Annotated in this window: 16 protein-coding genes; 11 read left to right on the plus strand and 5 right to left on the minus strand. The window is 61.0% G+C overall.

The genetic code is table 11. The annotated features are described in order from the left end of the window. The first annotated feature begins 214 nt into the window (after positions 1 to 214). Positions 215 to 946 carry a carbonic anhydrase gene (locus tag BFP99_RS00650; protein WP_027608119.1) on the plus strand — a complete coding sequence of 244 codons (732 nt, stop codon included), beginning with the start codon at positions 215 to 217 and terminating at the stop codon, positions 944 to 946. Between the two features lie 84 nt (positions 947 to 1,030). Then, positions 1,031 to 2,578, plus strand: coding sequence for a SulP family inorganic anion transporter (locus BFP99_RS00655; RefSeq protein ID WP_065946461.1), 1,548 nt, complete (start codon positions 1,031 to 1,033; stop codon positions 2,576 to 2,578). A 68-nt stretch (positions 2,579 to 2,646) separates the two neighbouring features. Here BFP99_RS00655 and BFP99_RS00660 read toward each other — a convergent pair whose 3' ends face one another. Next, positions 2,647 to 3,294 carry a hypothetical protein gene (locus BFP99_RS00660; RefSeq protein ID WP_065926842.1) on the minus strand — a complete coding sequence of 216 codons (648 nt, stop codon included), beginning with the start codon at positions 3,292 to 3,294 and terminating at the stop codon, positions 2,647 to 2,649. A gap of 367 nt (positions 3,295 to 3,661) precedes the next feature. Here BFP99_RS00660 and coxB point away from each other — a divergent pair, with 367 nt between their 5' ends. Genes coxB through BFP99_RS00680 form a run of 4 tightly spaced genes read left to right on the plus strand, consistent with a single transcriptional unit; the run spans position 3,662 to position 7,933 of the window. Further along, positions 3,662 to 4,789: a cytochrome c oxidase subunit II gene (gene coxB / locus BFP99_RS00665; RefSeq protein WP_065926843.1), complete on the plus strand. Its 1,128-nt coding sequence runs from the start codon at positions 3,662 to 3,664 to the stop codon at positions 4,787 to 4,789. Between the two features lie 58 nt (positions 4,790 to 4,847). After that, positions 4,848 to 6,437: a cytochrome c oxidase subunit I gene (gene ctaD / locus BFP99_RS00670; protein WP_024072609.1), complete on the plus strand. Its 1,590-nt coding sequence runs from the start codon at positions 4,848 to 4,850 to the stop codon at positions 6,435 to 6,437. 21 nt (positions 6,438 to 6,458) lie between these two features. Beyond that, entirely contained in the window at positions 6,459 to 7,010 is a 552-nt protein-coding gene (locus BFP99_RS00675) for a cytochrome c oxidase assembly protein (RefSeq protein ID WP_065926844.1), read from the plus strand. A 35-nt stretch (positions 7,011 to 7,045) separates the two neighbouring features. After that, a complete protein-coding gene (locus BFP99_RS00680; RefSeq protein WP_027608047.1) occupies positions 7,046 to 7,933 on the plus strand; it encodes a cytochrome c oxidase subunit 3 in 888 nt (295 codons plus the stop codon). A gap of 6 nt (positions 7,934 to 7,939) precedes the next feature. On the opposite strand, the gene BFP99_RS00685 is transcribed toward BFP99_RS00680, so the two are convergent. Continuing rightward, positions 7,940 to 8,143 carry a twin transmembrane helix small protein gene (locus BFP99_RS00685; RefSeq protein ID WP_016978774.1) on the minus strand — a complete coding sequence of 68 codons (204 nt, stop codon included), beginning with the start codon at positions 8,141 to 8,143 and terminating at the stop codon, positions 7,940 to 7,942. Between the two features lie 45 nt (positions 8,144 to 8,188). On the opposite strand from BFP99_RS00685, the gene BFP99_RS00690 reads away from it, so the two are divergent. Genes BFP99_RS00690 through BFP99_RS00710 form a run of 5 tightly spaced genes read left to right on the plus strand, consistent with a single transcriptional unit; the run spans position 8,189 to position 12,112 of the window. After that, a complete protein-coding gene (locus tag BFP99_RS00690) occupies positions 8,189 to 8,953 on the plus strand; it encodes an SURF1 family protein (protein ID WP_065926845.1) in 765 nt (254 codons plus the stop codon). Then, positions 8,919 to 9,503, plus strand: a complete 585-nt coding sequence (locus tag BFP99_RS00695; protein ID WP_065946462.1) for a hypothetical protein — start codon at positions 8,919 to 8,921, stop codon at positions 9,501 to 9,503. The genes BFP99_RS00690 and BFP99_RS00695 overlap by 35 nt, the downstream gene beginning before the upstream one ends. A gap of 10 nt (positions 9,504 to 9,513) precedes the next feature. After that, positions 9,514 to 10,593, plus strand: a complete 1,080-nt coding sequence (locus BFP99_RS00700; protein WP_065946463.1) for a COX15/CtaA family protein — start codon at positions 9,514 to 9,516, stop codon at positions 10,591 to 10,593. After that, on the plus strand, positions 10,581 to 11,480 hold the full coding sequence (gene cyoE / locus BFP99_RS00705; RefSeq protein ID WP_065926848.1) for a heme o synthase: 900 nt from the start codon (positions 10,581 to 10,583) through the stop codon (positions 11,478 to 11,480). The genes BFP99_RS00700 and cyoE overlap by 13 nt, the downstream gene beginning before the upstream one ends. Then, complete coding sequence (locus BFP99_RS00710) at positions 11,477 to 12,112, plus strand: SCO family protein (protein ID WP_065926849.1); 636 nt, start codon at positions 11,477 to 11,479, stop codon at positions 12,110 to 12,112. Before cyoE ends, BFP99_RS00710 begins: the two co-directional genes overlap by 4 nt. Positions 12,113 to 12,195: 83 nt before the next feature. On the opposite strand, the gene BFP99_RS00715 is transcribed toward BFP99_RS00710, so the two are convergent. Genes BFP99_RS00715 through BFP99_RS00725 form a run of 3 tightly spaced genes read right to left on the minus strand, consistent with a single transcriptional unit; the run spans position 12,196 to position 14,702 of the window. Next, positions 12,196 to 12,969: a MetQ/NlpA family ABC transporter substrate-binding protein gene (locus tag BFP99_RS00715; RefSeq protein WP_065926850.1), complete on the minus strand. Its 774-nt coding sequence runs from the start codon at positions 12,967 to 12,969 to the stop codon at positions 12,196 to 12,198. A 51-nt stretch (positions 12,970 to 13,020) separates the two neighbouring features. Next, a complete protein-coding gene (locus BFP99_RS00720; RefSeq protein ID WP_065926851.1) occupies positions 13,021 to 13,695 on the minus strand; it encodes a methionine ABC transporter permease in 675 nt (224 codons plus the stop codon). Continuing rightward, on the minus strand, positions 13,695 to 14,702 hold the full coding sequence (locus tag BFP99_RS00725; RefSeq protein ID WP_065946464.1) for a methionine ABC transporter ATP-binding protein: 1,008 nt from the start codon (positions 14,700 to 14,702) through the stop codon (positions 13,695 to 13,697). The genes BFP99_RS00720 and BFP99_RS00725 overlap by 1 nt, the downstream gene beginning before the upstream one ends. Positions 14,703 to 14,789 lie beyond the last annotated feature (87 nt).

Consider the following 14,789-nt stretch of genomic DNA (forward strand, 5'->3'; position numbering starts at 1 on the left):
GAATGCACCGTTCCTGTAGGAATAGTCGCGTTTTGACATTACTGAAACCCGCGATCTAGAGCGGTTCATTCAGTTTGAGTTAAGTTTCGGTGGTTACCTTGTTCAGCGAGTGACTGATGAGTCGGCAGTCTGGTTGGTGGCTTTTACAACTATTTCACTGGCCTGGCGTCGAACTGACCTGAAAACTCCCCTGCATTAATCAAGAGGATGAATCATGAGTGACAAGGATAAACAGCCGTTGGCTGCGTCGGCTTCAGCCCCTCAGGTGGCAGAGTCTGCCGATGCAGCGCTAAAACACATCGTTGACGGCTTTTTGCATTTCCATCACGACGTCTTCCCTCAGCAGGAAGAACTCTTCAAGAAACTCGCCACGGCCCAGAGCCCGCGGGCGATGTTCATTACCTGCGCCGACTCGCGCATCGTGCCTGAGCTGATTACCCAAAGCTCTCCCGGCGACCTGTTCGTGACCCGCAACGTCGGTAACGTCGTGCCGCCTTATGGGCAGATGAACGGCGGTGTTTCCACTGCCATCGAGTACGCAGTACTGGCCCTGGGCGTGCAGCACATCATCGTGTGCGGGCACTCCGATTGTGGCGCCATGCGCGCGGTCCTCAACCCCGCCAGCCTGGAGAAGATGCCAACGGTAAGGGCCTGGCTGCGGCACGCCGAAGTCGCCAAGTCCATGGTCGAGGACAATTGCGACTGTGCCAACGAAGGCGAGAGCATGAAAGTGCTCACCGAAGAAAACGTCATCGCCCAACTGCAGCATTTGCGCACCCATCCTTCGGTGGCGTCGCGCATGGCCAACGGTCAGCTGTTTATTCACGGCTGGATCTACAACATCGAGACCAGTGAAATTCGAGCCTACGATGCTGATCAGTCGGCATTCCGACCGTTAAGCGGCGAAGGGCCGATTCCTTCCGCGACGCCTAAAGCGCGCTTCTAAACACTTCCCTGCCGGGTAAAGCGGTGGCTGCCATGGATGCAGCCAGGCTTTGCCGCGCCCGGCGAATACCTCGGGAGAGCCATCATGCGTGCTGCTCAATTGAAAGCTGTATTGCCACGGGAGCTGCTCGCCTCCGTGGTTGTGTTTCTGGTCGCCCTGCCCCTGTGCATGGGGATCGCCATCGCGTCCGGCATGCCGCCGGCCAAGGGCCTGATCACCGGGATTATCGGTGGCCTGGTGGTGGGCTGGTTGGCGGGCTCGCCGCTGCAGGTCAGCGGCCCGGCGGCGGGGCTGGCGGTATTGGTGTTCGAGCTGGTGCGCCAGCATGGGATGCTGATGCTCGGGCCGATCCTGCTGCTGGCCGGCTTCCTGCAACTGGTGGCCGGGCGCCTGCGCCTGGGCTGCTGGTTCCGCGTCACGGCGCCGGCGGTGGTGTACGGGATGCTGGCGGGGATCGGCGTATTGATTGTGCTATCGCAGATCCATGTGATGCTCGACGGTGCGCCCAAGCCCTCCGGGCTGGATAACCTGGCGGGCTTCCCCGCCGCGCTGGTGCAGGCGATTCCTACCTTGGGCGGCGGACTGGGTTGGCAGGCCGGATTGCTCGGTTTGTCGACGATGCTGGTGATGTACCTGTGGGATAAATTCCGTCCGCAAACCCTGCGTTTCGTGCCCGGAGCCCTGTTGGGCGTGGGCCTGGCAACGGTGACCAGCCTGGTGCTGGCGCTGCAGGTCAAGCGTGTGGAAGTCCCGGAGAACCTCGCCGACGCCATCGATTGGCTGCGTCCCAGCGACCTGTTGAACCTGGCTGACCCTCAGTTGTTGATCGCTGCGTTTGCGGTGGCGTTTATCGCCAGTGCCGAAACCTTGCTCTCTGCGGCAGCGGTCGACCGCATGCACAGCGGCCAGCGTTCCGATTTCGATAAGGAATTGTCCGCCCAAGGCGTGGGCAACATGTTGTGCGGCCTGGTGGGTGCTCTGCCGATGACCGGTGTGATCGTGCGCAGCTCGGCCAACGTGCAGGCCGGTGCCACCACGCGGTTGTCAGCCATGTTCCATGGCGTATGGCTGTTGGGGTTCGTACTGTTGCTGTCGAGCGTGCTGCAAAGCATTCCTGTGGCAAGCCTGGCGGGTGTGTTGGTGTACACCGGGATCAAGCTGGTGGACATCAAGGCCTTCAAGGCCCTCGGTCGTTATGGGCGTATGCCGATGTTTACCTACGCGGCCACGGCGTTGGCGATCATTTTCACCGACCTGCTGACCGGTGTGCTGGTGGGCTTCGGGCTCACACTGGTCAAGCTGGCGCTCAAGGCCTCGCGCCTGAAAGTCAGTCTGATCGACCTGCCCCCGGAGGGGGAAATGGAGCTGCGTTTGACCGGTGCGGCGACTTTTCTGAAAGTGCCGGCGTTGACCCGGGTGCTGGCGACGGTGCCTCCGGGCACGACTGTGCACGTACCGCTGAGTAACCTGAGTTATATCGACCATTCCTGCCTGGAGTTGCTGGAGGAATGGGACCGGGCGAATGCGGCCAAGGGCTCGAGGCTGGTGATCGAGGCGCGTGGGTTGAAGCGCAGGCTCGAAGGCCGGGTCAGGATGACGACAGGGATCGGCTCGGCGCCCTCAGTCGGCTGACGGAACCGGATCAACATGTGGGAGGGGTGTAGTCCCCTCCCACATTCGTTCTGTGTCGAATTCAGGATTTAAGCCGGCTGGTCCAACGCCAACTCAACCCCCAGCTGGCGGGACAGGCATGGCCAGCGCTTCCACGCGGCTTCCGTTGCCGGGCTTTTCAGCTGTTCGCGATACGCTTCGACAGACTCCAGTGCAAAGCTGTCTTCGTTGAGCATTTCATCCACCGCATGATGAACGGCTTCATCCAGCTGGTTGGCGAATGCTTCGCCGATCAACTGATGGGCAATCACGTTGGCCACGGTGGTATCTGCTGGAATCAGTGGCCGGCCAAAGTGTTTGATATACAAATCGTTGACCTCTTCCACCAGGCGATGGGCCAGGTAAGCCTCGTCCAGCAGACCGTCGAGCCCTTCATGGCCGGCCAGGATCGCGGGGGGCTGCAGGAAGAAATGCTCGGCGATTTTCAGCACTGGCTTGATCTGGCTTTCGATGCCGGCCTCGCGGGCCACGTCGTTGGCGGCGTCCAGCAGGTCCGGCACGAGATCGATGTAGGCCGTGACGAAACGGGTCATGACAATGTTGCGATCGCCATCAGCCAGGGAAATGGCCGAATGCAGGTGCGGCAATTGCTCTTCCAGCTGCTTGGCCAACTGGCCAGTGCTGGATTCGTGTTGATGGGCACGGGAAATCTGCTCGCGCAATGCGGCGGTGTTCATGAAGGCTCCAGTGAAGCAGGCGTAGGAATAGGGACAGCATAAGGTAGCTCGTTTATACGAGCGCCTAAGACGCATTTGTCATAATTATTTCATGGTTATGCACAGGCGTTATATCGAATTGCCATCGTTGGTCGGATAAACGATTCCGCACCCGGTTTTATTAGGCCTGGCCACTCATTTTTGCTCATTTGCCCCTACACATTGCGGGGTTGCAGAGCGTGTCTATACTCGGGTTTGTACGCGATTAGCTGATGACGCCAGACTGCATAAGCAGGTAAGGCTAAGCGGTTGTAAGCAGTATGGAAGCCGCTCCCTTCGACGCAGGTGCAAACCGGCGGGATAACAAGAACGATAAGGGGAACCCGCAATGACGCGACATCCACATGTTTGGATGGGCCTCCTGTTGTGGTCGGTATTCGGCCAGGCGCACGCCGCCTGGACAACGAATATGGCGCCAGGGGCAACTGAAGTCAGTCACGCTGTGTTCGACCTGCACATGACCATTTTCTGGATCTGTGTAGTGATCGGCATTGTCGTTTTTGGCGCGATGTTCTGGTCGATGATCCTTCATCGCCGCTCTACGGGCCAGGTTGCGGCCAAATTCCACGAAAGCACCACCGTGGAAATCCTCTGGACCGTGGTGCCCTTGCTGATCCTGGTCGCGATGGCCATTCCGGCGACCAAGACCCTGATCAATATCTACGACAGCACCGAGTCGGATATCGATATCCAGGTCACCGGCTATCAGTGGAAGTGGCATTACAAATACCTGGGCCAGGACGTGGAGTTCTTCAGCAACCTGGCCACGCCCGCCGAGCAGATCCATAACCAGGCCACCAAGGGCGAACATTACCTGCTGGAAGTCGACCAGCCGCTGGTGCTGCCGGTGGGCGCCAAGGTGCGCTTCCTGGTGACCGCCGCCGACGTGATCCACTCCTGGTGGGTGCCGGCCTTTGCGGTCAAGCGTGACGCCATCCCGGGGTTCGTCAACGAAGCCTGGACCCGCGTCGAGAAGCCTGGCATCTACCGTGGCCAATGCGCCGAACTGTGTGGCAAGGACCACGGTTTCATGCCCATCGTGGTAGAGGTCAAGTCCAAGGCCGACTACGACACCTGGCTCGGCGAGCGCAAGGCAGAGGCCGCCAAGCTCAAGGAGCTGACCTCCAAGGAGTGGACGCTGGAAGAGCTGGTGGCCCGCGGCGACAAGGTCTACCACACCACCTGCGTGGCCTGTCACCAGGCCGAGGGCCAGGGCCTGCCACCGATGTTCCCGGCCCTCAAGGGTTCGAAAATCGCCACCGGGCCCAAGGAAGGTCACCTGAGCCTCGTCTACCACGGCAAGCCCGGTACGGCGATGGCCGCATTCGGCAAGCAGCTCTCGGAAGTGGATATCGCCGCCGTGGTGACCTACGAGCGCAACGCCTGGGGTAACAACAAAGGCGACATGGTCACGCCTAAAGACGTGCTGGCCATCAAGCAGGCGGAAAGCAAATGACTTCATTCATTGCGTATGCCCCGAACCGCCCCGCCCACTCGCTTGCAGGAGAACGGCCATGAGCGCTGTGATCGATGACCATGGCCACGCCGGTGACCATGCCCACGGCCCCGCCAAAGGCTTGATGCGCTGGGTGCTGACCACCAACCATAAGGACATCGGCACGATGTACCTGTGGTTCGCGTTCACCATGTTCCTGCTCGGCGGCTCGTTCGCCATGGTGATCCGTGCCGAGCTGTTCCAGCCTGGCCTGCAGATCGTCGAGCCGGCGTTTTTCAACCAGATGACCACCATGCACGGCCTGATCATGGTGTTCGGGGCGGTAATGCCGGCGTTTGTCGGCCTGGCCAACTGGATGATTCCGCTGATGATCGGCGCGCCGGACATGGCCTTGCCGCGCATGAACAACTTCAGCTTCTGGCTGCTGCCGGCGGCGTTCCTGCTGCTGGTCTCGACCCTGTTCACGCCCGGTGGCGGGCCGAATTTCGGCTGGACGTTCTACGCCCCGCTCTCCACCACCTACGCACCGGAAAGCGTGACGTTCTTCATCTTCGCCATCCACTTGATGGGCATCAGCTCGATCATGGGTGCGATCAACGTGGTTGCCACCATCCTCAACCTGCGTGCGCCCGGCATGACCTTGATGAAAATGCCGCTGTTCGTCTGGACCTGGCTGATCACCGCATTCCTGCTGATCGCGGTGATGCCGGTGCTGGCCGGCTGCGTGACCATGATGTTGATGGACATCCACTTCGGCACCAGCTTCTTCAGCGCGGCCGGTGGCGGTGATCCGGTGCTGTTCCAGCATGTGTTCTGGTTCTTCGGCCACCCCGAGGTGTACATCATGATCCTGCCGGCGTTTGGCGCCGTCAGTTCGATTATCCCGACCTTCTCGCGCAAGCCGTTGTTCGGCTATACGTCGATGGTCTACGCCACGGCGAGCATCGCGTTCCTCTCGTTTATCGTGTGGGCGCACCATATGTTCGTGGTGGGCATTCCGTTGGTCGGCGAGTTGTTCTTCATGTACGCCACGTTGCTGATTGCGGTGCCCACCGGCGTGAAGGTGTTCAACTGGGTCAGCACCATGTGGCAAGGCTCCCTGACCTTCGAGACGCCGATGCTGTTTGCCGTGGCCTTCGTGATCCTGTTCACCATCGGCGGCTTCTCCGGATTGATGCTGGCGATTGCCCCGGCGGACTTCCAGTATCACGACACCTACTTCGTGGTGGCGCACTTCCATTACGTACTGGTGCCTGGTGCGATCTTCGGCATCTTCGCCTCGGCCTACTACTGGCTGCCGAAATGGACCGGCCACATGTACGACGAAACCCTGGGCAAGCTGCATTTCTGGTTGTCTTTCGTGGGCATGAACATGGCGTTCTTCCCGATGCACTTCGTGGGACTGGCCGGTATGCCGCGTCGGGTGCCGGACTACAACCTGCAGTTCGCCGACTTCAATATGGTCTCGTCGATTGGCGCGTTCATGTTTGGCGCCACGCAGATCTTCTTCCTGTTTATCGTGATCAAGTGCATCCGTGGCGGCCCGCCCGCGCCGGCCAAGCCGTGGGATGGCGCCGAAGGCCTGGAGTGGAGCGTGCCCTCGCCCGCGCCGTACCACACCTTCACCACGCCACCGGAGGTCAAATGAACAGGGTAAGCGGAGGTGGTCATGGCTGACTCCGTGCCCCTCAAGCGCCTGGTTACCCGCCTGCTGATCCTGGTGGTAGCGATGTTCGCCTTCGGCTTTGCCCTGGTGCCGATCTACGACGTGATGTGCAAGGCGTTCGGCATCAACGGCAAGACGGCCGGGCAGTACGAAGGCGAGCAGGTCGTCGACCTCACGCGCCAGGTACGGGTGCAGTTCCTGTCCACCAATGCCATCGACATGGTCTGGGAGTTTCATTCCAAGGCTGACGAGGTGGTGGTCAACCCCGGTGCCGTCACCGAGATGCTGTTCGTGGCCTACAACCCCACTGACAAGCCGATGACCGCCCAGGCGGTGCCGAGCATTTCCCCCGCCGAAGCGGCGATGTATTTCCACAAGACCGAATGCTTTTGCTTCACCCAGCAAGTGCTGCAGCCAGGCCAACGCATCGAGATGCCAGTGCGTTTTATTGTCGACCGTGACATGCCCAAGGATGTGAAGCATTTGACCCTGGCGTACACGCTGTTTGATATCACTGCGCGCCAACCGCCCGTGGCTGTCCGTACCGGCGGCTAGCTACTGTTTGCCCGCTCAATCAGGAGAGCGAATACATGTCGACTCATGATACGTACTACGTACCAGCGCAAAGCAAATGGCCGATAATTGCCACGATTGGCATGCTGGTCACCGTGTATGGCCTGGCCGTGTGGTTCAACGACCTGAAGGCGGCACGCCCGGAATCCCACGGGCCGTGGATCTTTTTCGTCGGAGGGCTGTTGCTGGCCTACATGCTGTTTGGCTGGTTCGGTGCAGTGATCAAGGAAAGCCGCGCCGGTTTGTACAGCGCCCAGATGGACCGCTCGTTTCGCTGGGGCATGACCTGGTTCATTTTTTCCGAGGTGATGTTCTTCATCGCGTTTTTCGGTGCGCTGTTCTACGTGCGCCATTTGTCCGGTCCCGCATTGGCCGGCGAAGGCCCCAAAGGCATTGCGCACATGCTGTGGCCGAACTTCGAGTTTGCCTGGCCGTTGCTCAACAACCCGGACCCGAAGCTCTATCCCGCGCCGGAGGGCACCATCAGCCCGTGGGGCTTGCCGTTGGTGAACACCATCCTGCTGGTGAGTTCCAGCGTGACCATCACCATTGCCCACCACGCCTTGCGCAAGGGGCATCGCGGCGCGCTGAAAATCTGGCTGGCGATCACCGTCTTGCTGGGCCTGGCATTCCTCGGGTTCCAGGCCGAGGAATACATCCATGCCTATAAAGAACTGGGCCTGACCTTGGGTTCGGGGGTGTACGGCGCGACGTTCTTTATGCTCACGGGCTTCCACGGTGCTCACGTGACCATCGGCACCATCATTTTGTTTGTGATGCTGATGCGCATCCTGCGCGGGCATTTCAATGCCGAGCATCAGTTCGGTTTCGAGGCGGCCAGTTGGTATTGGCACTTCGTGGATGTGGTGTGGATCGGGCTGTTTTTCTTCGTCTATGTGCTCTGAGGCGACTTACCAGGGCGCATGAGATACCAGCTGGCCGCTGAAAAATCCCCAGGCGATCAATGCCACGGTGATCACGGCCAGTACCACACGCACGGTCAAGGCCGTCACGAGGCGGTTGGAGTTGCCCTCGTCCTTGACCAGGAAGAACAGGCCACTGAACAGGCTCACGACGGTCGCGATCAGCATCAGGGCAATGGCTGCTTTGAGCATGGTCTGGTTCCTGGCGTTGGTGGGCATTAAGGGGATGGGCGGGCAATGAAAACAAGTATAGCCAGCGCCATGAAACGCTTTCGTCCAGGTATCGCACCGACCGTGGTGGTGATGATTCTGCTGCCTTTGATGGTGGGCTTGGGCGTCTGGCAGCTGTCGCGCGGCCATGAGAAGCAGTTGCTGGTGGACAGCTATGCCGAACGCCGCGCCGCTGAGCCGATCAGCAGTGTGCAACTCGGGGATATGGCGGACCCGGCCTTTCGCCGCGTGCATCTGCGCGGGCAATTCGATGCCGAGCACAGCGTATTGCTGGATAACCGCATGCGCGACGGCAAGGCAGGTGTCGAGTTGCTGCAACCCTTTCATGACCAGGCCAGCGGCCTGTGGTTATTGCTCAATCGGGGCTGGTTGCCGTGGCCGGATCGGCGCACCCCGCCCGTCTTCACCACCCCGGATCAGCCTTTAAATCTCGACGCCTGGGTGTATGTCGCGCCCGGCGAAACCTTCCAGCTGCATGCGGACCCCACGACCGCGCAATGGCCGCGCCTGTTGACCGCGTTGCACCCCGCCGCGCTGTGGGCTGAGCTGGGCCGCAACGGTTTTGCCTATGAGCTGCGCACCGAAGCCGGCCCCGGCACGTACGAAACCACCTGGCCCATCGTTGCGATGGGGCCGGAAAAACACTTGGCCTACGCGGTGCAGTGGTTCGCTATGTCCCTGGCGCTACTGGCTCTTTACCTCTACCTCGGATGGCACACCACAAAGGAGAAGCCCCATGGGAACGGCCACGAATCCACTCAACATGTCTGAGGTACCTGATCGGCGCAAAGGCCGCTGGCAGCTGATGCTGATCCTGCTGATGGTGATCGGTCCGATGGTGCTGGCCACCTTCATGTACAAACTGCAGTTCTGGGTGCCGGACAGTCGCAGCTACCACGGAGAAATGATCGGTAACGGTCAGACCCGCGCCGATATTGGCGTGCAGGCCGATGAACAGCGCTGGCAGTTGCTGGTCACCGCGCCTGGCGCCTGCGCCGCCGATTGCCAGCAACTGGTGTACCTCGCGCGCCAGTTGCAGATCGGCCTGGGGCGCGACGCTTCACGCGCCAGCCATGCCTTGGCCAGTGCGCAACCGGTCGCTGCCGACTATGACACCAAGCTCAAGGCCGAATACCCGCAATTGCAGCGCTACTCACTGGATCTCTCGACCTTCACCAAAAACGCTGCCGCGCCGGGCGCTGCGCAACTGTGGATCGTTGACCCTCACGGCAACCTGGTGCTGCGCTACGACGCCAAGGTCAAGGGCAAGGACTTGCTCAATGACCTGCGCCACCTGCTGAAACTGTCGAACATCGGATAAGGGCATCGTCATGGCCAAACCTGGATTTCGCCTCGCGTTGTTTGCCACCCTGCTGGCGCTGATCGTCGTGCTGCTCGGCGCCTACACCCGCCTGACCCACGCCGGCCTCGGTTGCCCGGACTGGCCGGGTTGCTACGGCTTTATCAGCGTGCCGCAAAGCGAGGCACAGCTGGCCCATGCCGAATTGCATTTTCCCGATACGCCCGTGGAGGCTGACAAGGGCTGGGCCGAGATGACCCATCGCTACTTCGCCGGCACCCTGGGCCTGTTGATTGTGCTGTTGGCGGCGCGTTCGTGGAGCCATCGGCGTGATCCGGGCCAGCCAGTGAAACTGCCGTTGTTTCTGTTGATAGTGGTGTTCGCCCAGGCGGCGTTTGGCATGTGGACGGTGACCTTGAAGCTGTGGCCCCAGGTGGTGACGGGGCACTTGTTGGGCGGCTTTGCGACCTTGAGCCTGTTGTTCCTGCTGACCCTGCGCTTGTCTGGGGTGTTGCCCGCGTTGATCGTGCCCAGGCGCCTGCAATATTGGGCCACGGCGGGTCTGGTGCTGGTGATCGGCCAGATCGCCTTGGGCGGCTGGGTCAGTTCCAACTATGCAGCGGTGGCCTGCATCGATTTGCCCACCTGCCATGGCCAGTGGTGGCCTGCGGCGGACTTTGCCAACGGCTTTCACCTGACCCAGCACATCGGCCCCAATTACCTGGGCGGCCAGCTCGACAGCGACGCGCGCACCGCTATCCACCTGACCCACCGCATCGGTGCAGTGCTGGTCACCCTGGTGCTTGCGGGGCTGGCCTGGCAGCTGCGTGCGGTGGGTATGACGCGGCTCGCGGGCCTGCTGTTGATTGCCCTGGCGGCACAAATCAGCCTGGGCCTGAGCAACGTGTATTTCCACCTGCCGCTGCCGGTTGCGGTCGGCCATAACGCCGGCGGTGCAGCGTTGTTATTGACCCTGGTGCTGGTCAATTACCACGCCCGCACCAGTCTGGTCCGGGTGCGTCACCAGTTGCCCTTCGGCTGGCGCTTCAGCCCGCGCAAACACGTATCGGGCCTCATCACCCTTAAAGGAGAGATGCCATGGCGACCTTGATCGGCGCGCGCCACAGCCAGGCGATCTGGCGCGACTACCTGGAGCTGACCAAGCCGAAAGTGGTGGTGCTGATGCTCATCACCTCCCTGGTCGGCATGTTCCTCGCCACCCGCGCCGGTGTGCCGTGGGCGGTGCTGGTTTTCGGCAACCTGGGGATAGCCCTGTGTGCCGGTGGCGCGGCGGCGGTGAACCATGTGGTGGACCGGCGGATTGATGCGGTGATGGCCCGCACCCATAAGCGACCGTTGGCGGAGGGGCGTGTGTCGCCGGTGGCGGCGCTGGCCTTTGCTTTGTTTCTAGCCGTTGCAGGATTGGCCTTGTTGCTGGCGTTCACCAATCCCCTGGCGGCATGGCTGACGCTGGCTTCGCTGCTCGGTTACGCGGTGGTCTACACCGGTTTTCTCAAGCGTGCGACGCCGCAAAATATTGTCATCGGAGGCCTGGCCGGTGCCGCGCCACCGCTGTTGGGCTGGGTTGCCGTCACCGGCCATGTCAGCGCCGAACCCTTGTTGCTGGTGCTGATCATCTTCGCCTGGACCCCGCCGCACTTCTGGGCCCTGGCCATTCACCGCAAGGAGGAATACGCCAAGGCCGATATCCCGATGCTGCCCGTCACTCACGGCGAGCACTACACCAAGGTGCATATCCTGCTCTATACCTTCGCCCTGTTGGCGGTGAGCCTGATGCCCTATGTGATCCACATGAGCGGCCCGCTCTACCTGGCCTGTGCGCTGGTTTTGGGCGGACGCTTTCTGCAATGGGCCTGGGTGCTGTACCGTGGCGCTCAGCCGCACGCGGCGATCAACACCTTCAAGTACTCTATCTGGTACCTGTTCCTGCTGTTTATCGCCCTGCTCGTAGACCACTACTTACTGTTGAACCTATGACTCGAACTCAAAAAACCGTCTTTATCCTGGTGGCCATCGTCGCGTTGATCATGGGCCTGACCGTTAACAAAGTGCTCTCGGGCAAGGGCCAGGGCGACCCTACCGCGTTGATCGACGCCGGCATCATCCTGCTGCCGCAAAGCCGCCAGCTGCCGCCGGTCAGCATGACCAACCAGGACGGCCAGCCGGTGCGGGTCAACGAGTTGAAAGGCAAGTGGAGCCTGCTGTTCTTCGGCTACACCTTCTGCCCCGACATCTGCCCGACCACCCTCGCCCAACTGCGCCAGATCAAGAGCGAGTTGCCTAAGGAGGCTGTGGATAAGCTGCAGGTAATCCTGGTCAGCGTCGACCCGAACCGCGACACCCCGACCCAGCTCAAGCAGTACCTGGGCTACTTCGACCCGCAATTCGAAGGCCTCGCCGGCGCGAACGTGGAGGATGTGCAGAAGGTCTCGAATGCCGTGAGCATCCCGTTCATCCCGGCAGACACCAGCAAGCCCAACTACACCGTCGACCACAGCGGCAACCTGGCGCTGATCGGTCCGGATGGTACCCAGCGCGGCTTTATCCGTGCGCCGTTGAACAACCAGAAGCTGGTGGCGCAACTGCCAGGGCTGTTGCAGCGCAAGTAACAAGGCAATACACAACACATGTGGGAGGGGGTAAGCCCCCTCCCACATTTTTTGATCTCCAGCGTGTTGGAGACCGAGTCGGATCAGAACGCCGGCAGGATCGCGCCTTTGTACTTCTCTTGGATGAATTGCTTCACCTCAGGGGTGTGCAGGGCTGCAATCAGCTTCTTCATCGCGTCCGAATCCTGGTTGTCTTCGCGGCTCACGAGGATGTTCACGTAAGGCGAGTCATTGCCTTCGATCACCAGGGCGTCCTTGGACGGGTCCAGCTTGGCTTCCAGCGCATAGTTGGTGTTGATCAGCGCCAGGTCGACCTGGGTCAGCACGCGCGGCAGGGTGGCGGCTTCGAGTTCGCGGAATTTCAGGTTTTTCGGGTTTTCGGTGATGTCCTTGATGGTCGACAGGATGTTGGTCGGGTCCTTCAGGGTGATCAGGTTGTGCTTGGCCAGCAGCAACAGCGCGCGGCCACCGTTGGTGGCGTCGTTCGGGATCACCACGTTGGCGCCGTCAGGCAGGTCTTCCAGTTTTTTGTACTTGCTGGAGTAAGCGCCCAGGGGCTCCAGGTGCACAGCGCCGACGCTCACCAGGTGAGTGCCTTTGGCTTTGTTGAATTCATCCAGGTATGGCTGGTGCTGGAAGAAGTTCGCGTCCAGGCGCTTTTCCGCTACCTGGACGTTGGGCTGTACGTAATCGGTGAAGACTTTGACTTGCAGGTCCACGCCTTCTTTGGCGAGGGCAGGTTTCACGAATTCCAGGATTTCCGCGTGGGGCACCGGCGAGGCAGCGACTTTCAGGGTCTCGGCGGCGTGGGCGGAAAACGCGGCAACGGCGGCGAAAGCAACCAGTAGTTTTTTCATCCAACAAGCTCCTTGTTCGGGCATGTGCCGGCTTTTGACCGGCAATGGCCGTTATTTTCGAGAAAAGTGCACCACCAGCTTGTCGCCGACGGTTTGCAGAATTTGCACCAGGATCAACAGCATTACCACGGTGACCACCATCACATCGGTCTGGAAGCGCTGGTAACCGAAACGGATCGCCAGGTCACCCAGGCCTCCGGCACCGACGACACCGGCCATGGCCGTGTAGGACACCAGGGTAATCGCCGTCACCGTTATCGCCGCGAAGATGCCGGGGCGTGCCTCGGGCAGCAGCGCGTTGATGATGATCTGGCGGGTGCTGGCCCCCATGGACTGGGTGGCCTCGATGATGCCGCGGTCCACTTCACGCAAGGCGGTTTCCACCAGGCGCGCGAAGAATGGCGTGGCCCCTACGACCAGCGGCGGGATCGCGCCCGCTACGCCCAGGGAGGTACCGGTGATCAGCACGGTGAACGGGATCATCACGATCAGCAGGATGATGAACGGCAGCGAGCGCAGGATGTTCACGACCAGCGACAGCAGCGCGTACAGGCCTTTTTGCTCGAACAGCTGGCGTGGGCTGGTCAGGAACAGCAGCACGCCTAAAGGCAGGCCCAATACCACGGTGAAAAACAGCGAACCGAACAGCATGATCATGGTGTCGCCGGTGGCGAGCCAGATTTCGGACCAGTCGATATTGGCGAAGAAACTCAAGAAAACGTCCATCAGCGCAGCACCTCCATGTGGACGTCTGCGGCGGTAAAGCGGGCAAAGGCCGCTTCCATGTCACCGCCGGTGACCGCAAGGGTCAGTTGCCCGTAGGGGATGTCCTTGATGCGGTCGATGCGGCCGGCGAGGATGCTGTAGTCCACCCCCGTTTCGCGGGCGACGGTACCCAGCAATGGCGCGTAGGTCGCTTCACCCTGGAACGTCAGCCGTACGATGCGACCCGGTACATGGGCGAAGTCATCACGCTGCTCGCCTTCATCGACCTGCTCGGCTTCCTGCACAAAACGCTTGGTGGTCGGGTGCTTGGGGTGCAGGAACACGTCGGCCACCGAGCCTTGCTCGACGATCACGCCGGCGTCCATCACGGCTACCTGGTCACACACGCGGCGGATCACATCCATTTCATGGGTGATCAGCACGATGGTCAGTTTCAACTCGCGATTGATCTCGGCCAGCAATTGCAGGACCGAGGCGGTGGTCTGCGGGTCGAGGGCGCTGGTGGCCTCGTCGCATAGCAGGATTTTCGGCTTGGTCGCCAGGGCGCGGGCAATGCCGACGCGCTGCTTCTGGCCACCGGACAACTGCGCCGGGTACTTCCCGGCGTGGTCCGACAGGCCGACGCGGGCAAGTAGCTCGGCGACACGTTGGTCGATGTCCTTGCGCGACAATTCGCCGGCCAGGGTCAGTGGCAAGGCCACATTGTCGGCAACGGTCTTGGACGCCAGCAGGTTGAAGTGCTGGAAGATCATCCCGACCTGCTGGCGGAAACGGCGCAGGCCGTTGGCGTCCAGGGCGGTGACTTCTTCGCCGTCCACCGTGATCTGGCCGCCGCTGGGCTCTTCCAGGCGGTTGATCAGGCGCAGCAGCGTGCTTTTACCTGCACCCGAGTGGCCGATCAGGCCAAACACCTGGCCGTTTTCGACGCGCAGGCTGGTGGGGTACAGCGCGGGAATATCCTTACCGGCGACGCGGTAGGTTTTATGGACGTTTTGAAACTCGATCACGTAGCGAACCTTGTGGGGCGCATTGAAAAGGGATCAGCGGTTAGCCGGGCGCGCATTTTAGCCTGTCCGTATAGCGTTTCTTAGCAT

The organism is Pseudomonas sp. 1 R 17 (assembly GCF_900067035.1).
In the GTDB taxonomy this organism is placed as follows: domain Bacteria; phylum Pseudomonadota; class Gammaproteobacteria; order Pseudomonadales; family Pseudomonadaceae; genus Aquipseudomonas; species Aquipseudomonas marginalis.